Source organism: Streptomyces ardesiacus (assembly GCF_003112575.1).
Lineage (GTDB): Bacteria > Actinomycetota > Actinomycetes > Streptomycetales > Streptomycetaceae > Streptomyces > Streptomyces ardesiacus.
The window spans coordinates 480,017-497,928 of sequence record NZ_BEWC01000002.1 but is presented as its reverse complement, the minus strand read 5'-3'; the positions used below and the strand labels follow the sequence as shown (position 1 = coordinate 497,928).

General features: G+C 72.6%; 17 protein-coding genes. 11 read left to right on the top strand and 6 right to left on the bottom strand.

Features of this window, described 5'->3' with window-relative positions:
- Window positions 1–7 precede the first annotated feature (7 nt).
- The 3 genes from Sdi02f_RS09315 to Sdi02f_RS09305 all read left to right on the top strand — a co-directional run bounded on the left by Sdi02f_RS09315 (window position 8) and on the right by Sdi02f_RS09305 (window position 1,130).
- Window positions 8–214, top strand: a complete 207-nt coding sequence (locus Sdi02f_RS09315; protein WP_030400895.1) for an acyl-CoA carboxylase subunit epsilon — start codon at window positions 8–10, stop codon at window positions 212–214.
- 134 nt (window positions 215–348) lie between these two features.
- A complete protein-coding gene (gene mmpB, locus Sdi02f_RS36705; protein WP_037798612.1) occupies window positions 349–477 on the top strand; it encodes a morphogenic membrane protein MmpB in 129 nt (42 codons plus the stop codon).
- Between the two features lie 32 nt (window positions 478–509).
- A complete protein-coding gene (locus Sdi02f_RS09305) occupies window positions 510–1,130 on the top strand; it encodes a nucleoside triphosphate pyrophosphatase (RefSeq protein ID WP_030400896.1) in 621 nt (206 codons plus the stop codon).
- On the opposite strand, the gene Sdi02f_RS09300 is transcribed toward Sdi02f_RS09305, so the two are convergent.
- On the bottom strand, window positions 1,099–1,581 hold the full coding sequence (locus Sdi02f_RS09300; RefSeq protein ID WP_030400897.1) for a hypothetical protein: 483 nt from the start codon (window positions 1,579–1,581) through the stop codon (window positions 1,099–1,101). The two genes, Sdi02f_RS09305 and Sdi02f_RS09300, sit on opposite strands and share 32 nt — an antisense overlap.
- Window positions 1,582–1,955: 374 nt before the next feature.
- On the opposite strand from Sdi02f_RS09300, the gene Sdi02f_RS09295 reads away from it, so the two are divergent.
- Window positions 1,956–3,728, top strand: coding sequence for an acetyl/propionyl/methylcrotonyl-CoA carboxylase subunit alpha (locus Sdi02f_RS09295; protein ID WP_030400898.1), 1,773 nt, complete (start codon window positions 1,956–1,958; stop codon window positions 3,726–3,728).
- Between the two features lie 93 nt (window positions 3,729–3,821).
- Here Sdi02f_RS09295 and Sdi02f_RS09290 read toward each other — a convergent pair whose 3' ends face one another.
- Both Sdi02f_RS09290 and Sdi02f_RS09285 read right to left on the bottom strand, forming a co-directional pair.
- A complete protein-coding gene (locus Sdi02f_RS09290) occupies window positions 3,822–4,808 on the bottom strand; it encodes a DeoR/GlpR family DNA-binding transcription regulator (RefSeq protein ID WP_037798614.1) in 987 nt (328 codons plus the stop codon).
- A 178-nt stretch (window positions 4,809–4,986) separates the two neighbouring features.
- Window positions 4,987–6,435 (bottom strand): NAD(P)H-quinone dehydrogenase, encoded by a 1,449-nt coding sequence (locus tag Sdi02f_RS09285; RefSeq protein ID WP_030400900.1) that lies wholly within the window; start codon window positions 6,433–6,435, stop codon window positions 4,987–4,989.
- Between the two features lie 72 nt (window positions 6,436–6,507).
- Here Sdi02f_RS09285 and Sdi02f_RS09280 point away from each other — a divergent pair, with 72 nt between their 5' ends.
- The 3 genes from Sdi02f_RS09280 to Sdi02f_RS09265 all read left to right on the top strand — a co-directional run bounded on the left by Sdi02f_RS09280 (window position 6,508) and on the right by Sdi02f_RS09265 (window position 9,998).
- Window positions 6,508–6,945: a gamma-glutamylcyclotransferase family protein gene (locus Sdi02f_RS09280; RefSeq protein ID WP_030400901.1), complete on the top strand. Its 438-nt coding sequence runs from the start codon at window positions 6,508–6,510 to the stop codon at window positions 6,943–6,945.
- Window positions 6,946–7,039: 94 nt separating this feature from the next.
- The gene (locus Sdi02f_RS09275) at window positions 7,040–7,864 is read left to right on the top strand and encodes a purine-nucleoside phosphorylase (RefSeq protein WP_030400902.1); all 825 of its coding nucleotides are present in this window, start codon (window positions 7,040–7,042) and stop codon (window positions 7,862–7,864) included.
- Between the two features lie 475 nt (window positions 7,865–8,339).
- On the top strand, window positions 8,340–9,998 hold the full coding sequence (locus Sdi02f_RS09265) for a phospho-sugar mutase (protein WP_108933066.1): 1,659 nt from the start codon (window positions 8,340–8,342) through the stop codon (window positions 9,996–9,998).
- Window positions 9,999–10,095: 97 nt separating this feature from the next.
- Here Sdi02f_RS09265 and Sdi02f_RS09260 read toward each other — a convergent pair whose 3' ends face one another.
- Window positions 10,096–10,776 carry a PH domain-containing protein gene (locus Sdi02f_RS09260; RefSeq protein ID WP_031088344.1) on the bottom strand — a complete coding sequence of 227 codons (681 nt, stop codon included), beginning with the start codon at window positions 10,774–10,776 and terminating at the stop codon, window positions 10,096–10,098.
- Between the two features lie 203 nt (window positions 10,777–10,979).
- Here Sdi02f_RS09260 and deoC point away from each other — a divergent pair, with 203 nt between their 5' ends.
- The 3 genes from deoC to Sdi02f_RS09245 are packed head-to-tail and all read left to right on the top strand — an operon-like array spanning window position 10,980 to window position 14,360.
- Entirely contained in the window at window positions 10,980–11,963 is a 984-nt protein-coding gene (deoC, locus tag Sdi02f_RS09255) for a deoxyribose-phosphate aldolase (protein WP_031086858.1), read from the top strand.
- 5 nt (window positions 11,964–11,968) lie between these two features.
- Window positions 11,969–13,471: an aldehyde dehydrogenase family protein gene (locus Sdi02f_RS09250; RefSeq protein WP_245962165.1), complete on the top strand. Its 1,503-nt coding sequence runs from the start codon at window positions 11,969–11,971 to the stop codon at window positions 13,469–13,471.
- On the top strand, window positions 13,464–14,360 hold the full coding sequence (locus Sdi02f_RS09245) for an aldehyde dehydrogenase family protein (protein WP_108933065.1): 897 nt from the start codon (window positions 13,464–13,466) through the stop codon (window positions 14,358–14,360). The genes Sdi02f_RS09250 and Sdi02f_RS09245 overlap by 8 nt, the downstream gene beginning before the upstream one ends.
- Window positions 14,361–14,479: 119 nt before the next feature.
- On the opposite strand, the gene Sdi02f_RS09240 is transcribed toward Sdi02f_RS09245, so the two are convergent.
- A complete protein-coding gene (locus Sdi02f_RS09240; RefSeq protein WP_108933064.1) occupies window positions 14,480–16,465 on the bottom strand; it encodes a bifunctional serine/threonine-protein kinase/glutamate ABC transporter substrate-binding protein in 1,986 nt (661 codons plus the stop codon).
- 182 nt (window positions 16,466–16,647) lie between these two features.
- Window positions 16,648–17,055, bottom strand: coding sequence for a hypothetical protein (locus Sdi02f_RS09235; RefSeq protein WP_030400393.1), 408 nt, complete (start codon window positions 17,053–17,055; stop codon window positions 16,648–16,650).
- A gap of 192 nt (window positions 17,056–17,247) precedes the next feature.
- On the opposite strand from Sdi02f_RS09235, the gene Sdi02f_RS09230 reads away from it, so the two are divergent.
- Window positions 17,248–17,850 carry a uridine kinase gene (locus Sdi02f_RS09230; protein ID WP_030400392.1) on the top strand — a complete coding sequence of 201 codons (603 nt, stop codon included), beginning with the start codon at window positions 17,248–17,250 and terminating at the stop codon, window positions 17,848–17,850.
- The last annotated feature ends 62 nt before the right edge of the window (window positions 17,851–17,912 follow it).

The following is a 17,912-nucleotide window of genomic DNA, read 5'->3' as shown; positions in this document are numbered from 1 at the left end:
AGCCGCTGTGACCATCAAGGTCGTACGGGGCAACCCCACCCCGGAAGAACTGGCCGCGGCCCTGACGGTGGTCAGGGCCCGCGCGGCGACGGCGGCCGCGGAGCCGTCCCCCGCCGGCCCGCGCGACGCCTGGTCGGACCCGTCCCGCATCGCGGCGACCCGCCTGCCCCACCCGGGCCCGGCCGCCTGGTCCCGCACGTACTGGCCGGGCTGAGGACGGAGTGCCCAGGGGCGCGGGGCCGTGCCGGTGTGCGCTCCGTCGCGTGAGCGCACGCCCGTGCAACCCGCGCCCCGATTTGAGTACCCGTACTCAAGTCGCCGGCCCCTGCCGAGCCCCACGCTGGTGGCATGCTCTGGTCCGATCCCGACGACGAGCCGCCCGAGGAACTGCGCGACATGCAGGACATGCTGCGGCGGCTGAGCGTCTTCCTGGCACTGGCCATGGTCCTCGCGATGATCGTGCTCGGCCTGAAGTGAGCCCGGCCCGCCCGGGTGGCTAACCTGACCCCATGACTGCTCAGCCCCGCCGCCGGCTCGTCCTCGCCTCCCAGTCCCCGGCCCGGCTCGGCCTGCTGCGCCAGGCCGGTCTCGCCCCCGAGGTGCTGGTGAGCGGCGTCGACGAGGAGGCCGTCACCGCCCCCACCCCCGCCGAGCTGGCCCTCGCCCTGGCCGAGGCCAAGGCGTCCGTGGTGGCCGCCAGGCCCGAGGTGCGCGGCGCCCTGGTGATCGGCTGCGACTCGGTGCTCGACCTGGACGGCCGGGCGCTCGGCAAGCCGGCCGACGCCGAGGAGGCCACGGCGCGCTGGAAGGCGATGCGCGGCCGGGCGGGCACGCTGCAGACCGGCCACTGCGTCTGGGACACCGCCTCCGGACGCCACGTCTCGGCGACCGCGTCCACCGTCGTCCGCTTCGGCGAGCCGACCGACGACGAGATCGCCGCCTACGTGGCCTCCGGGGAGCCCCTGTACGTCGCGGGGGCGTTCACCCTGGACGGCCGCTCGGCGCCGTTCATCGACGGCATCGAGGGCGACCACGGGAACGTCATCGGCCTCAGCCTGCCCCTGCTGCGGCGGCTCCTGGCCGAGCTGGGCACCGGCATCACGGAGTTGTGGGCGCCGGCGGCGGAGTGACCGGGGAGCCGTCGTCGCCCTTGCCGTCCTCGGGCCGCCCGCCGGCGGCGGGCTCCTCCCGGACGTCGTACGTCATCAGCAGCAGCACGACGAGCCCCAGTACGACGATCATGAAGAGGAAGGCGCCGGGTCCGACCAGCCCCCAGGCGAAGGCGCCGAGCAGGCCGTGCACCACGGCGGCGCTGATCAGCAGGATCCGGCCGAGCCCCGCGGGCGCGCGGTCGCGCACCGCCACGAGCAGCGCGACCAGGCCGCACAGCGCGAAGTACAGCCCGAAGACGACTCCGCCGATCTTCGAGGAGAGGGACATCATGTCCGGGTCGAGACCGGCCAGGGACATCTCCTGTCGGTCGACGACCGTCCCCAGGAACCAGTTCAGCGCCGCGACGCCGACCGCCTCCACGAGGAACACGACCGCCACGGTCCACGCCACCGGCCTGCGCACTGACACCGGTCCCCACCCACTTTCGACCACTGCCGCACAGGACAGCCGTTACCCCAAGTACGTTCGAGACGCCCCGAACGCTACTAACGGGTAAACCTCGCCACAAGGGTCCGGGCGCGAGCAAAGAATCATTGGGCCATTAGTAGGGACTCCACAAAGAAACCAAGTGGCCCGCAGCACGCCCTTACAGAGACCTTGACCACACGGGAGGACTAGGGTTTGCCCAGGAGACCTGCGCAGGGCGGTGCTACCAAGGGTTCTCGCGGGTCGAGCGGGCCTCGAATCACGCTCCGTGTGGGCAAGCTCACCACTGGGGACGGGTCGAAGTGCCGTGTCGGCAGTCCCTAAACTCGGCTTGTTTCAAGGAGGGAGCCTCAATCGTGCGCAAGGTGCTCATCGCCAACCGTGGCGAAATCGCTGTCCGCGTGGCCCGGGCCTGCCGGGACGCCGGGATCGCGAGCGTGGCCGTCTACGCGGACCCGGACCGGGACGCATTGCATGTCCGCGCCGCTGATGAGGCGTTCGCCCTGGGTGGTGACACCCCCGCGACCAGCTATCTGGACATCGAGAAGGTCCTGAAAGCCGCGCGCGAGTCGGGCGCGGACGCCATCCACCCCGGCTACGGATTCCTCTCCGAGAACGCGGAGTTCGCGCAGGCGGTCCTGGACGCCGGTCTGATCTGGATCGGCCCGCCCCCGCACGCCATCCGCGACCTGGGCGACAAGGTCGCCGCCCGCCACATCGCCCAGCGCGCCGGCGCGCCCCTGGTCGCCGGCACCCCGGACCCGGTCTCCGGCGCGGACGAGGTCGTGGCCTTCGCCGAGGAGCACGGCCTGCCGATCGCGATCAAGGCCGCCTTCGGCGGCGGCGGGCGCGGTCTGAAGGTCGCCCGCACCCTGGACGAGGTCCCCGAGCTGTACGACTCCGCCGTCCGCGAGGCCGTGGCCGCCTTCGGCCGCGGCGAGTGCTTCGTCGAGCGCTACCTCGACAAGCCCCGCCACGTGGAGACCCAGTGCCTGGCCGACCAGCACGGCAACGTGGTCGTCGTCTCCACCCGCGACTGCTCCCTGCAGCGCCGCCACCAGAAGCTGGTCGAGGAGGCTCCCGCCCCCTTCCTCTCCGACGCCCAGATGGAGGAGCTGTACTCGGCCTCCAAGGCGATCCTGAAGGAGGCCGGCTACGTCGGCGCCGGCACGGTGGAGTTCCTCGTCGGCATGGACGGCACGATCTCCTTCCTGGAGGTCAACACCCGCCTGCAGGTCGAGCACCCGGTCACCGAGGAGGTCGCCGGCATCGACCTGGTCCGCGAGATGTTCCGCATCGCCGACGGCGAGGAACTGGGCTACGACGACCCCGTCCTGCGCGGCCACTCCTTCGAGTTCCGCATCAACGGCGAGGACCCGGGCCGCGGCTTCCTGCCCGCCCCCGGCGCCGTCACCCGCTTCGACCCGCCGGCCGGGCCGGGCGTCCGCCTGGACGCGGGCGTCGAGTCCGGATCGGTCATCGGCCCGGCGTGGGACTCCCTGCTGGCGAAGCTGATCGTCACCGGCCGCACCCGCAAGGAAGCGCTGGAGCGTGCCGCCCGCGCCCTGGACGAGTTCACCGTCGAGGGCATGGCCACGGCCATCCCCTTCCACCGCACGGTCGTCCGCGACCCCGCGTTCGCCCCCGAACTCACCGGCTCGGCCGACCCCTTCACGGTCCACACCCGCTGGATCGAGACCGAGTTCGTCAACGAGATCAAGCCCTTCACCGCGCCCGCCGACACCGAGGCGGACGAGGAGAGCGGTCGCGAGACCGTCGTCGTCGAGGTGGGCGGCAAGCGCCTGGAGGTCTCCCTCCCGTCCTCGCTCGGCATGTCGCTGGCCCGCACCGGCCTGGCGGCCGGCGCCCGTCCCAAGCGCCGCGCGGCCAAGAAGTCCGGCCCCGCGGTCTCCGGCGACACCCTCGCCTCGCCCATGCAGGGCACCATCGTCAAGATCGCCGTCGAGGAGGGCCAGGAGGTCCAGGAGGGCGACCTGGTCGTCGTGCTCGAGGCGATGAAGATGGAACAGCCGATCAACGCCCACAAGTCCGGCACCGTCAAGGGTCTGGGCGCGGAGGTCGGCGCCTCCGTCACCTCCGGCGCCGCGATCTGCGAGATCAAGGACTGAACGGCACCCGCACACGCCAGGGGCGCCCGGCGGACCGATCCGGTCCGCCGGGCGCCCCTGCCATCTGCCCGGCGGACGCAAGCCGCCGCCCGGCTACCGGCGGCGCAGATCGGCGACGCGCGCCCGCTCCACCCCGCCGTTCTGCTCGCCCAGGGCGGAGGCCGGCCGCAGCCCCGCGCCCGCACCCGGAACCTGTCGGCGCGGCCCCGGAAGCGGCACGTCCCGGCGCTGCTGACGCGCCACGGGCTCACCCCCCGAGGCCCCCGGTGTCCCGCTGCTGTTCGCCGCACCACCCCCCGAGGACCCGGCCACGGCGATCTGGACGCCCTGGTCGGCCAGGGCCTGGAGCTCGGTGGCGGCGCGGTCGTCGTGGCCCGGCGACTCGTCGGTGACCAGACGGGTGATGACGTCGGTCGGCACGGTCTGGAACATGGTGTCCGTGCCCAGCTTGGAGTGGTCGGCGAGGACGACGACCTCGGCGGCGGCCTGGACCAGTGCCCGGTCGACGGACGCCGACAGCATGTTGGAGGTGGACAGCCCCCGCTCCGCGGTGAGCCCGCTCCCGGACAGGAAGGCCTTGGAGACCCGCAGCCCTTGCAGCGACTGCTCGGCGCCCGAGCCCACCAGGGCGTAGTTCGACCCCCTGAGCGTGCCACCGGTCATCACGACCTCGACCCGGTTGGCGTGGGCCAGGGCCTGGGCCACCAGCAGCGAGTTGGTGACGACGGTCAGCCCGGGCACCCGCGCGAGCCGGCGGGCCAGCTCCTGCGTCGTGGTGCCCGCGCCCACCACGATGGCTTCGCCCTCTTCGACGAAGCTCGCGGCGAGATCGGCGATGGCCGTCTTCTCGGCGGTCGCGAGATGGGACTTCTGCGGAAAGCCGGACTCTCGCGTGAACCCGCCCGGCAGTACCGCACCGCCGTGCCGGCGGTCGAGGAGTCCTTCTGCCTCCAGTGCGCGCACGTCCCGCCGTACGGTCACTTCGGAGGTCTGGACGACGCGGGCGAGCTCACGGAGCGACACGGCTCCGTTCGCTCGCACCATTTCGAGGATCAATTGGCGACGTTCTGCAGCGAACACGAAACTGACAGTAACCCCAACGACCGTCTGCTTTCAGCAGTATGCGCCGAATAACAGAAGTTGTTCGCATGCCACCACGGGAAGTGGTATACGGGCCTACCCCGCCCGCCTATGCCGCCCGCAAGGGCCGCGACTCCCCGTGACCGACGGGGAGCCGTTTCCGGCCGCGACCGCCGGGTCAGCCCTCTCCGCCGGCCTTGCGGGTGTGCAACTGCCGCGCCACCTCGGCGATCGACCCGGACAGCGAGGGGTAGACGGTGAAGGCGTTGGCGATCTGCTCGACCGTCAGGTTGTTGTCGACGGCGATCGAGATCGGATGAATCAGCTCCGAGGCGCGCGGCGCCACGACGACGCCGCCCACCACGATCTCGGTGCCGGGCCGGCAGAAGATCTTGACGAAGCCGTCCCGGATGCCCTGCATCTTGGCGCGCGGGTTGCGCAGCAGCGGCAGCTTCACCACGCGGGCGTCGATCCTGCCCGCGTCCACGTCGGCCTGCGAGTAGCCGACGGTGGCGATCTCGGGGTCGGTGAAGACGTTGGCGGAGACGGTCTTCAGGTTCAGCGGGGTGACCGCGTCCCCGAGGAAGTGGTACATGGCGATCCGCCCCTGCATCGCGGCCACCGAGGCGAGCGCGAAGACACCGGTGACATCACCGGCGGCGTACACACCGGGGGCGGAGGTCCGCGAGACCCGGTCGGTCCTGATGTGCCCGGAGTCCTTGAGCACGACTCCCGCCTCCTCCAGCCCCATCCCCTGCGTATTGGGAATGGCGCCGACGGCCATCAGACAGTGCGACCCGCTGATGACCCGACCGTCCGACAACGTCACCTCCACCCGGTCGCCCACCCGCTTGGCGGACTGGGCCCGGGACCGCGACATGACGTTCATCCCGCGCCGCCGGAACACATCCTCCAGCACGGCCGCGGCGTCCGGGTCCTCGCCCGGCAGCACCCGGTCGCGCGACGACACGAGGGTGACCCGCGACCCGAGCGCCTGGTACGCCCCGGCGAACTCGGCACCGGTCACACCGGACCCGACGACGATCAGCTCTTCGGGCAGCTCCTCCAGGTCGTACACCTGGGTCCAGTTCAGGATGCGCTCCCCGTCGGGCCGCGCGTCCGGCAGCTCCCGCGGATGGCCGCCCGTGGCGATGAGCACCGCGTCCGCGGTGAGCGTCTCCTCGCTCCCGTCGGCGGCCCGCACCACGACCTTGCGGGACCCGTCGAGCCCCTGCATGCCCTCCAGCCGCCCGCGCCCGCGCACGACCCGCGCACCCGCCCGGGTCACGGAGGCGGTGATGTCGTGCGACTGCGCCAGCGCGAGCCGCTTCACCCGCCGGTTGACCTTGCCCAGATCGACACCCACCACCCGGGCGGCCTGCTCCATGGGGGGAGTGTCGTCGGCGACGATGATCCCCAATTCCTCGTAGGAGGAATCGAAGGTGGTCATCACCTCAGCCGTGGCGATGAGGGTCTTGGACGGCACGCAGTCGGTCAGCACCGACGCCCCGCCCAGACCGTCGCAGTCGACGACGGTCACCTCCGCGCCGAGCTGAGCGGCCACCAGCGCCGCTTCGTATCCGCCGGGTCCGCCGCCAATGATCACGATCCGAGTCACGTACTCCATTGTCCCGCACCCTTCAACGACCGGCCGCCCGGGGCCGCCACCGTTACCGGAACGCCGCGTACCCTTCCCCTCATGTCGCTCTACGCCGCCTACGCCGGCAACCTCGACGCGCGGCTGATGACCCGCCGCGCCCCCCACTCGCCGCTGCGTGCCACCGGCTGGCTGAACGGGTGGCGGCTGACCTTCGGGGGAGAGCACATGGGCTGGGAGGGCGCCCTGGCGACCCTCGTCGAGGACCCGATCTCCCAGGTCTTCGTCTCCCTCTACGACATCGCACCCATGGACGAGGACTCCCTCGACCGCTGGGAGGGCGTGGGCCTGGACATCTACCGCCGCACCCGCGTCCGCGCCCACACCCTCGACGGCGAGGAGGGGGCCTGGACCTACGTCCTGAACGCCTACGAGGGCGGCCTGCCCTCGGCCCGCTACCTGGGCGAGATCGCGGACGCCGCCGAATCGGCCGGCGCCCCCCACGACTACGTCATGGAACTGCGCAAGCGCCCCTGCTGAGGGCACCTCCCGTCACAACCTCCAACCCAAAAACCACCATCCCGTGACCTCTGCCATCTACGCGCGTAGCCGCAAACCGGCTACCCTCATCGGCGTGAACGCATCTCTTCTTCCGGACGACATCCAGGGCGACCCCTACGCCGCCGCCGACGCCGCCGCGGCCCGCCTGCGTGAACTCACCGGCGCCGAGACCCACGACGTCGCCCTCGTGATGGGCTCCGGCTGGGCACCGGCCGTGGACGCCCTGGGCGCGCCCGAGGCCGATCTCCAGGTCACCGACCTGCCGGGCTTTCCCAAGCCGGCGGTGGAGGGGCACGGCGGCAAGATCCGCTCGTACTCCATCGGCGACAAGCGCGCGCTGGTCTTCCTGGGCCGCACCCACTACTACGAGGGCCACGGCGTGGCCGCCGTCTCCCACGGCGTCCGCACCGCCGTCGCCGCCGGCGCCAAGACGATCATCCTGACCAACGGCTGCGGCGGCCTGCGCGAGGGCATGCGCCCCGGCCAGCCGGTCCTGATCAGCGACCACATCAACCTCACCGCCACCTCCCCCATCGTCGGCGCCAACTTCGTCGACCTCACCGACCTCTACTCCCCGCGCCTGCGCGCGCTGTGCAAGGAGGTCGACCCCACGCTGGAGGAGGGCGTCTACGCCCAGTTCCCCGGCCCGCACTACGAGACCCCGGCCGAGATCCGCATGGCCCGCGTCATCGGCGCCGACCTGGTGGGCATGTCCACGGTCCTGGAGGCGATCGCGGCCCGCGAGGCCGGCGCGGAGGTGCTGGGCATCTCCCTGGTCACCAACCTCGCCGCGGGCATGACGGGCGAGCCCCTCAACCACGAGGAGGTCCTCCAGGCGGGCCGCGACTCCGCCGCCCGCATGGGAACGCTGCTGACCCAGGTCCTGGGCCGCCTGTAACGACGCCCCCGGTCCGGCGTCCGCCCCCGACGCGGGTGACGCACCCACCCCGGGCGCCGGCGTTGACCGGTGCCCGGGGTGGGCGCGGGGTCGGGTCGCGAGCCCGGCGCAGCGGGGTGCCGCTGCGCCCACCCGTGCCGCCTGGGGGTACCTCCCAGGCCGTTCAGGCACTGGGGGAGGCACGACTGGGCGACGCGGCGGGACAGCCGCGTACGGCGAGAAGGGGACGTGTCGGGGGGTGTCCGCCCGCAGCGGTTGGCGCGTCAACGCCGGAGAGATCTGTGGCCGACCGATTCCGCGCCGTTCCGAGGACGGACACCCCCCGGCGCGGCCCCGACCCCCAACGCACCGCACCGCGCACCGCGCACCCCCACCGAACCCGCACAGGCGCCGCAGGCAAACACACCCCACCCACCCCACCCAGGCGCCGCAGGCAAACGCACCGCACACCACCGACCCCGAGAGGCTGACCGACGTGCAAGACGCAACCGACGACGACCTCCTCGCACGAGCCAAGGCATGGCTGGCCGAGGACCCCGACCCGGACACCCGCGCCGAACTCGCCCGCCTCATCGACGCCGAGGACCACGCCCAGCTCACCGCCCGCTTCTCCGGCACCCTCCAGTTCGGCACCGCGGGCCTCCGCGGCGAACTCGGCGCCGGCCCCCTGCGCATGAACCGCTCGGTCGTCATCCGCGCCGCCGCCGGCCTCGCCGCGTACCTGAAGAAGCAGGGCCACACCAACGGCCTGGTCGTCATCGGCTACGACGCCCGCCACAAGTCCGAGGACTTCGCCCGCGACACCGCCGCCGTGATGACCGGCGCCGGCCTCAGGGCCGCCGTGCTCCCCCGCCCCCTCCCCACCCCCGTCCTCGCCTTCGCGATCCGCCACCTCGGCGCCGTCGCCGGCGTGGAGGTCACCGCCAGCCACAACCCGCCCCGCGACAACGGCTACAAGGTGTACCTCGGCGACGGCTCCCAGATCGTGCCCCCCGCCGACGCCGAGATCGCCGCGGAGATCGACGCCGTACGCTCCCTCCACGACGTCCCCCGCCCCGCGACCGGCTGGCGCACCCTGACCGACGACGTCCTCGACGCCTACCTCACCCGCACGGACGCCGTCCTCGCCGAGCACTCCCCCCGCACCGCCCGCACCGTCTACACCGCGATGCACGGCGTCGGCAAGGACACCCTCCTCGCCGCCTTCGAACGCGCCGGCTTCCCGCAGCCGGTCCTCGTCGCCGAGCAGGCCGACCCCGACCCGGACTTCCCCACCGTCGCCTTCCCCAACCCGGAGGAGCCCGGCGCGATGGACCTCGCCTTCGCGACGGCCCGCGCCACCACCCCCGCCCCCGACCTGGTCATCGCCAACGACCCGGACGCCGACCGCCTGGCGGTGGCCGTACCCGACCCCACCGCCGCAGCGGGCTGGCGCATGCTCCGCGGCGACGAGGTGGGCGCCCTCCTCGCGGCCCACCTGGTCACCCGCGGAGCGCGGGGCACGTTCGCCGAGTCGATCGTGTCGTCCTCCCTCCTCGGCCGCATCGCCGCGCAGGCCGGCGTCCCCCACGTCGAGACCCTCACCGGCTTCAAGTGGATCGCCCGCGTGGAAGACATCCGCTACGGCTACGAGGAGGCTCTCGGGTACTGCGTCGACCCGGAGGGCGTCCGCGACAAGGACGGCATCACCGCGGCCCTCCTGATCACGGAACTGGCCTCGGCCCTGAAGTCGGAGGGCCGCACCCTCCTCGACCTTCTGGACGACATCGCCGTGGAGCACGGCCTGCACGCCACCGACCAGCTGTCGGTCCGCGTGGAGGACCTCTCCCTCATCGCCGCCGCGATGCACCGCCTGCGCGAACAGCCCCCGACGGCCCTCGCGGGCCTCCCGGTCACGAGGGCCGAGGACCTCAGCCGGGGCACGGACACGCTGCCGCCGACGGACGGCCTGCGCTACACGCTCGAGGGCGCCCGGGTGATCGTCCGCCCGAGCGGTACGGAGCCCAAGCTGAAGTGCTACCTGGAGGTGGTCGTCCCGGTCGCCGCGCACGCCGACCTCCCGTCGGCCCGCACCAAGGCGACGGACCTCCTGACGGCCCTCAAGCAGGACCTGTCGACAGCAGCCGGCATCTGACACCACCGGGGGCCCGCGAGGGCCCCCGGACAGAACTCACCCGACTCCCCGAACGCGGAACCACCCGAGTCCGCCGACGCGGAGACGCGGCCCGTCGTCACCCCACGCCGAGCAGCACCGCCAGCGCCACCGCCCCGGCGAGCACCGGCACGACGATCTCGTAGGCCCACCGCACGGTCACGTCGCCCTTGGAGCCGGCGGCGTCCTTCCGCGCCTCCCACAGTTCGCGCAGCTCGTCCATGGTCTTGTCGCCCTGGGCCCGCACGGGCCCGTCCGTCACGGCGGCGGCGGAACCGAGCTGTCCCGGCCCCCCGAACAGACCGCCGCGCCTGCGCCCGGTGTCACCGGCCGCCCGCCGGTCCTCCTGCCGCGCGGCCTTCTTGCGCCCCCGCAGCGAGACGGGAATGGACCAGAGCTGGTACTTGGCGCCGTCCTCGGCGAAGACCTCGTTGGAGTAGGCGGACCGGAAGGACTCGACCTCCGCCCAGGGGAGCACGATCACGCGGAACGGATTGCGCACCCGCAGCCGGTCCTCGTTCGCGAAGACGGCGGGCCGCACGGTGTAGGCGGCGACGAGCGGCACGAGGAAGACCAGCGCCGCGAGCGCCTTCCAGCGGGTGTTCCCCTCGCCCGCGACCAGGGCGTCGATGCCGAGCCACAGAGCGAGGGCGAGCACCAGCACGCCTCCGGCGATGCCTGCGGGCGAGCGGTAGACCCGGTCCTTGGACACGGGTGCCGACGGCTGCGGCGAGGGCGACTGCGGCTCGGGGGTCGTCATGCAGCCGATTGTGCCCGAAACCGCGACCGTCCCCGCACCGGCACCCACCCCCACCGCACCGCACCGCCCCGCACCACCACACGCCGCACCCACCACTCCCACCCCCCGAAGCCCCCGCCCCCCTCAGCCAACGCCCACCTCCCCCGAACCCACCCCGGGGCTGTACAGACCGCTACGCGCGTAGATATGCTCACCTGGTGACCATGCCCACCACTGCACCCGCCGCACAGGGCCCCGCGAACGGCCCCGCACACGGACTCGCCGACCTCACCGCGTCCGACAGCACGCTGCGCCGCTTCCTCCACGGGCTGCCCGGCGTCGACGCGGTCGGCCTGGAGGCGCGCGCCGCCTCGCTCGGCACCCGTTCCATCAAGACCACCGCGAAGGCGTACGCCCTCGACCTGGCCATCTCGATGGTCGACCTGACGACGCTGGAAGGCGCGGACACGCCGGGCAAGGTCCGGGCGCTCGGCGCGAAGGCGGTCCGTCCCGACCCGACCGACCGCACGGCACCCGCCACCGCCGCCGTCTGCGTGTACCCCGACATGGTGCCCACCGCGAAGGAGGCCGTCGCCGGGTCCGGTGTGAAGGTCGCCTCGGTGGCCACGGCGTTCCCGGCCGGCCGCGCCTCGCTCGCCGTCAAGCTGGCCGACGTGCGCGAGGCCGTGACGGCGGGCGCGGACGAGGTCGACATGGTCATCGACCGCGGGGCCTTCCTCGCGGGCGCCTACATGAAGGTGTACGACGAGATCGTCGCCGTGCGCGAGGCCTGCGGCACGTCGGCCCGCCTGAAGGTGATCTTCGAGACCGGCGAGCTGTCGACGTACGACAACATCCGCCGCGCGAGCTGGCTCGGCATGCTGGCCGGGGCGGACTTCATCAAGACCTCGACCGGCAAGGTGGCGGTCAACGCGACGCCCGCCAACACCCTCCTGATGCTGGAGGCGGTCCGCGACTTCCGCGCGCAGACCGGTGTCCAGGTCGGCGTGAAGCCGGCCGGCGGCATCCGCACCGCGAAGGACGCGATCAAGTTCCTGGTCCTGGTCAACGAGACCGCGGGCGCGGACTGGCTGGACAACCACTGGTTCCGCTTCGGCGCCTCCTCGCTGCTGAACGACCTGCTGATGCAGCGCCAGAAGCTGGCCACAGGCCGTTACTCCGGCCCCGACTACGTGACGGTGGACTGATCCCCATGGCACCCGCACCCGCACCCGCATCCACGCCCGACCCCGCGGCCACCCGCGCGGCCACCCCCGCGCCCGCGCCCGCCTTCGACTACGCCCCGGCCCCCGAGTCCCGCGCGGTCGTCGACATCGCCCCCTCCTACGGCCTGTTCATCGACGGCGAGTTCACCGAGGCGGCCGACGGCAAGGTCTTCAAGACCGTCTCGCCGTCCACCGAGGAGGTCCTCTCCGAGGTCGCCGAGGCCGGCGAGGCGGACGTCGACCGCGCCGTGAAGGCCGCCCGCAGGGCCTTCGAGAAGTGGTCGGCGCTGCCCGGCGCGGAGCGCGCGAAGTACCTGTTCCGCATCGCCCGCATCATCCAGGAGCGCAGCCGCGAACTGGCCGTTCTCGAAACCCTCGACAACGGCAAGCCGATCAGGGAGACCCGCGACGCCGACCTCCCCCTGGTGGCGGCGCACTTCTTCTACTACGCGGGCTGGGCCGACAAGCTCGACCACGCCGGCTACGGCCCCGACCCGCGCCCGCTGGGCGTCGCGGGCCAGGTCATCCCGTGGAACTTCCCGCTCCTGATGCTGGCGTGGAAGATCGCCCCGGCGCTCGCGACGGGCAACACGGTGGTCCTCAAGCCCGCCGAGACGACCCCGCTCTCCGCCCTGTTCTTCGCGGACATCTGCCGCCGGGCCGGGCTCCCCAAGGGCGTCGTCAACATCGTCACCGGCGACGGCCGCGCCGGAGCCGCGCTGACCGCCCACCCGGACGTGAACAAGGTCGCCTTCACCGGCTCCACGGCCGTGGGGAAGCAGATCGCGCGCACCGTGGCGGGCACCCGCAAGAAGCTCACCCTGGAGCTGGGCGGCAAGGGCGCCAACATCGTCTTCGACGACGCCCCGATCGACCAGGCCGTCGAGGGCATCGTCAACGGCATCTTCTTCAACCAGGGCCAGGTCTGCTGCGCGGGCTCCCGCCTCCTGGTGCAGGAGTCGGTCCACGACGAACTCCTCGACTCCCTCAAGCGCCGGCTCACCACCCTCCGCCTGGGCGACCCGCTGGACAAGAACACCGACATCGGCGCGATCAACTCCGCCGAGCAGCTGGCCCGGATCACCGCCCTCGCCGACCAGGGCGAGGCGGAGGGCGCCGAGCGCTGGTCCCCGGTTTGCGAACTCCCGGAGAACGGCTACTGGTTCGCCCCGACGCTCTTCACGAACGTCACCCAGGCGCACACCATCGCCCGCGACGAGATCTTCGGCCCGGTCCTGTCCGTGCTGACCTTCCGCACGCCGGACGAGGCGGTCGCCAAGGCCAACAACACGCCGTACGGCCTGTCGGCGGGCATCTGGACGGAGAAGGGCTCGCGCATCCTGGCGGTCGCGAACAAGCTCCGCGCGGGTGTGATCTGGTCCAACACGTTCAACAAGTTCGACCCGACCTCGCCGTTCGGCGGGTACAAGGAGTCGGGCTTCGGCCGCGAGGGCGGCCGCCACGGCCTGGAGGCGTACCTCGATGTCTGACGCACGACTTTCCGTACTGAAGACCTACAAGCTGTACGTCGGCGGGAAGTTCCCGCGTTCCGAGAGCGGCCGGGTGTACGAGGTGACGGACTCGAAGCAGAACTGGCTGGCCAACGCCCCCCTCTCCTCCCGCAAGGACGCCCGTGACGCGGTGGTCGCCGCGCGCAAGGCGTTCGGCGGCTGGTCCGGCGCGACGGCGTACAACCGCGGTCAGGTCCTCTACCGCATCGCCGAGATGCTGGAGGGCCGGCGCGACCAGTACCTCGCGGAGGTGGCCGACGCGGAGGGCCTGTCGAAGGCGAAGGCGGCGGCCCAGGTGGACGCCGCGATCGACCGCTGGGTCTGGTACGCGGGCTGGACCGACAAGATCGCCCAGGTGGTCGGCGGCGGCAACCCGGTCGCGGGCCCGTTCTTCAACCTCTCCTCCCCGGAGCCGACCGGCGTCGTCGCCGTCCTGGCCCCGCAGAAGTCGTCCTTCCTGGGCCTGGTCTCGGTGGTCGCCCCGGTCGTCGCGACGGGCAACACGGCGGTGGTGATCGCGTCGGAGAGGTCCCCCCTCCCCGCCCTCTCCCTCGGCGAGGTCCTGGCCACCTCCGACCTTCCCGGCGGCGTGGTCAACATCCTCTCCGGCCGTACGGCGGAGATCGCCGCCCCGCTCGCCGCCCACCAGGACGTCAACGCGATCGACCTCGCGGGCGCCGACGAGGCGCTGGCGAAGGAGCTGGAGATCGCGGCGGCGGACAACCTGAAGCGCGTCCTGCGTCCACAGCCTGTGGACGAGGCCGACTGGTCGGCGACCCCGGGCACCGAGCGCATGACGGCGTTCCTGGAGACGAAGACGGTCTGGCACCCGACGGGCGCGCTGGGCGCGTCGGGTTCGTCGTACTGACGCCTCCCCCGGCTCCCGGCACCGTCACCCGGCCCCGCCGCCGGCGGCGGGGCCACCGACAGGGCCGCGGTTCCTCCCCGTCCGGAGGAGCCGCGGCCCGCCGGGTTCACCCACTCCGCTCACTCGCCCGAGCACGGCATCAGTTCGGGCTTTCTCGGCGCGGTCTTCCGTCCCGTCAGCGGAGACAGATCCTTCATGTACATCTCCGACCACTCTTTTCCGGCCAGGATCTCCTGGAGCCCCGAGCACACCTTGCTCTTCAGGAGGGGGTCGCCCTTCCGCATCGCCACCCCGTAGGGTTCCGTGCCCGCGCCGCTGGGCAGCAGTTTCAAGTGCGTCGGGTCATTCTGGGCGTACCCGGCGAGGAGTACGTCGTCCGAGGCGACCGCGTAGACGGTGGAGCGCTTGTCCAGCAGCCTTTCCACGCACTCCTTGTAGGTGTCGGGCTGCCACTTCCCGGTGGTGTAGCCCTCCTTCTGCAACCGGTCCGCGTACGTGGAGTCCCGTGCCGTGCACACCTCGACCTGCTTCTCCTCCACGTCGGCGGCCACGTTGAGATCGTATTTCGCGGAGTTCTTGCGCACGAGGAGACTGCTGCCCGCGTTGTAGTAGGGGCCGACGAAAAGGATGCCGTCCTTTTTCTCGCGCTCGGGCGTCATGCTGTACGAGGCGACGACCAGGTCCACTTCCCCGTTCTTCAGCTTGCTCGCCCGGTTGGCCGTGGTCACCCCGTAGAAGTCGACGTGTTCCCTGTCGTAGCCCAGTTTTCCGGCGAGGGCGTAGGCGATGTCGACGTCGAATCCGCTCCACACGCCGGTGTCCTTGTTGTAGAAGCTCAGTCCGGGCTGATCCTCCTTGGCGCCGATCGTCAGCCTCTTCTTGGCGTCCTTCCACTGCTCCCATGCCTTCGCCGGGTCGCCCCCGGCGGGTCCGCCGCCCTGCTCACCGGAGGCGTCGTCCTGCCTGCCCCCGAGGTCGCCCTGCGAGAGGAGCCAGCCGCCCCCGGCCAGCAGCACGACGCACGCCGCGGCCGCCGCCACTTTCCAGGCCCGGAACCGGCCGCGGCGCCCTCCCCGCGACGCCTCCGACGCCTCCGGCGCCGGCGCGGAGGGGACGGCCGGGGCGGAGGCGGCGGGTGCCGGTACGGCCGCCGCCGGCGTGGGCCGGGGCTCGGGCCGGGGGACGGGGGTGGCGGCCCGGGTGGGGGCCGGTGGGCCGGGCTCCGCGAGGACCTCCCGGAGCATCGCCTCCGCCGTGGCCGCGTCCAGGCGGCTGCCGGGGTCCGTGGCCAGCAGCCCCTGGATGACGGGGCCGAGGGGACCGGCGTACCGGAGCACCGGGTCCGGCGACTGCTGGATGCTCGCCTGCACCTCCCAGACCTCGCTGCCGCCGAAGGGCAGGCGTCCCTCGACCATCTCGTACAGGGTGACGCCCAGCGCCCACAGGTCGGAGGCGGGCGTGGGGCCGGGGCTGGCGGGGGCGAAGAGTTCGGGCGCCAGGTAGGGGGGCGTGCCGATGACTCCGCCGTACCGGGTGACCCGGTCCGCGCCCTCGAAGGTGGCGATGCCGAAGTCCACCAGGACCACCTGGCCGCCGTCCCGCACCAGGACGTTGCCCGGCTTGACGTCGCGGTGCAGCACCGACGCCTCGTGGACCGCCCTGAGGCCCTGAGCCATCTGGAGACCGATGTCCGCGGCCCTGGGTACGCCGAGGACCCCGTCGCGGCGCAACTGGTCGGCCAGCGACCGGCCTTCCAGCAGCTTCATCACGATCCAGACCTGGTCGGCGGTCTCGATCTGGTCGTGGACCGTCACCACGTTCTGGTGCTCGATCTTGGCGAGCGCCTCGGCCTCGCGACGGGCCCGCTGCATCGCCGCCTTCTGCGTCTCCGCCGTCGTGGCCCTGCGGTCGAGGAGCCCCTTCACGGCGACGAACCGGCGCAGCCGCCGGTCGTGGGCCTTCCAGACCTCGCCCATGCCGCCGCTGCCGATGGGCTCCAGCAGTTCGTAGCGGCCCTCGATCACGGTGGGGCCGGCCGTCCGCCGGTCCTCGGGCTGCCCGTCGGTGCCGCCGTCGGCCCCGCTGAATCCGTCGTCGTCGTGCACACGGCCCCCCTTGCACCTCTTACCCGAAACGTGAAGCACACAGATTAGACGGCCGCCCCGCGGAGCCCCCGTGACGAGCGGCCACGGCGAACCGGCGCGGCACGCCGGTCCCGTGGGGCACGGCGACGAAGGCGGGCCGCGGCCCCCTCGCGAGGACCGCGGCCCGACCCGCACGCGCTGCCTCAGCGCAGCAGCTCCGTCACCTGCCCCAGCACCGGCACGCTGCCGAGGGACTCGGCCTGGGCGACCGGTCCCGTCAGGGCCGTCGAGGTCAGGGGCTGGAAGTCGGCGACCTTGGTGCCGACCCCGTTGTCCAGCGGGTCGACGCCGGTGCCGGCCAGCGGGTTGGGCTTGAGGTCGGCGACCGGGCCGGTGACGTAACCGACCGTGCCGGTGACGGCCGCCAGGCCGGCCTGGGGGTCGATGTTGCCCAGGGACGTGGGGCGGGTGTGGGCCAGGCCGGCGATCGTTTCGCCGCCGTCCGCCGCGGAGGCCGTGGCCGCCCCTGCGGCCAGGGCGGCCCCGGCGGTCGCGAGGGCGACCAGGGCGCGCTGTGCGTGCGGGGTACGGGGGGACGCGTGTCGGGCCATCGCTGCTGCCACCTCTTGGTGTGGATTGCTACGGACTGCCCTGACAACAGCGCACACCGGGATCAGGTCACCGCACGGCGCCACCGAGATGTGATGCCGACTGCAAAGTCCACCCGCGGGGTCGTACGACGGGCGTCCGATGCCTCAGACTGGTGTCCCGTGAGCTCCCATCCGCCCATACCGACGCGAGTCGTGCTGCTCTGCGGCCCCTCCGGCTCCGGCAAGTCCCTCCTCGCCGCGCACTCCGGCCTCCCGGTGCTGCGCCTCGACGACTTCTACAAGGAGGGCACCGACCCGACGCTGCCGACCGTGCCGCTGAGTTCCGACATCGACTGGGACCACCCGGCCTCGTGGGACGCGGACGCGGCGGTCGCCGCCATCGGGGAGCTGTGCCGCACGGGCCGTACCGACGTGCCCGTCTACGACCTCTCGCTGAGCGCCCGCACCGGCCAGGAGGCGGTCGACATCGGGCGGACGCCCCTGTTCCTCGCGGAGGGCATCTTCGCCGCCGAGCTGGTGGGCCGCTGCCGCGAACTGGGCGTACTGGCCGACGCGCTGTGCCTGAGCCGGGGTCCCGTGACGACCTTCCGCCGGCGCTTCCTGCGGGACCTGCGCGAGGGCCGCAAGTCCGTGCCGTTCCTGCTGCGCAGGGGCTGGCGGCTGATGCGGCAGGAGCGGTCGGTCATCGCCCGGCAGTCCGCCCTGGGCGCCCACGTGTGCGACCGGGACGAGGCGATGGGCCGCCTCGCCGCAGCGGCGGCGGGCCGGTGCGCCACCAGCCGTACGGCGGCCTGAACACGCGGAAGCGGGAACGGCGGCCTGAACACGCGGAAGCGGGACTGGACGGACCCCCCGGC

Excerpts from the sequence above, each read along its gene's own strand:
- mmpB (WP_037798612.1), top strand. The coding sequence starts at position 349 with ATGCTCTGGTCCGATCCCGACGACGAGCCGCCCGAGGAACTGCGCGAC.
- Sdi02f_RS09305 (WP_030400896.1), top strand. The coding sequence starts at position 510 with ATGACTGCTCAGCCCCGCCGCCGGCTCGTCCTCGCCTCCCAGTCCCCG.
- Sdi02f_RS09285 (WP_030400900.1), bottom strand. The coding sequence starts at position 6,435 with ATGGAGTACGTGACTCGGATCGTGATCATTGGCGGCGGACCCGGCGGA.
- Sdi02f_RS09280 (WP_030400901.1), top strand. The coding sequence starts at position 6,508 with ATGTCGCTCTACGCCGCCTACGCCGGCAACCTCGACGCGCGGCTGATG.
- Sdi02f_RS09260 (WP_031088344.1), bottom strand. The coding sequence starts at position 10,776 with ATGACGACCCCCGAGCCGCAGTCGCCCTCGCCGCAGCCGTCGGCACCC.
- deoC (WP_031086858.1), top strand. The coding sequence starts at position 10,980 with ATGCCCACCACTGCACCCGCCGCACAGGGCCCCGCGAACGGCCCCGCA.
- Sdi02f_RS09250 (WP_245962165.1), top strand. The coding sequence starts at position 11,969 with ATGGCACCCGCACCCGCACCCGCATCCACGCCCGACCCCGCGGCCACC.
- Sdi02f_RS09245 (WP_108933065.1), top strand. The coding sequence starts at position 13,464 with ATGTCTGACGCACGACTTTCCGTACTGAAGACCTACAAGCTGTACGTC.
- Sdi02f_RS09235 (WP_030400393.1), bottom strand. The coding sequence starts at position 17,055 with ATGGCCCGACACGCGTCCCCCCGTACCCCGCACGCACAGCGCGCCCTG.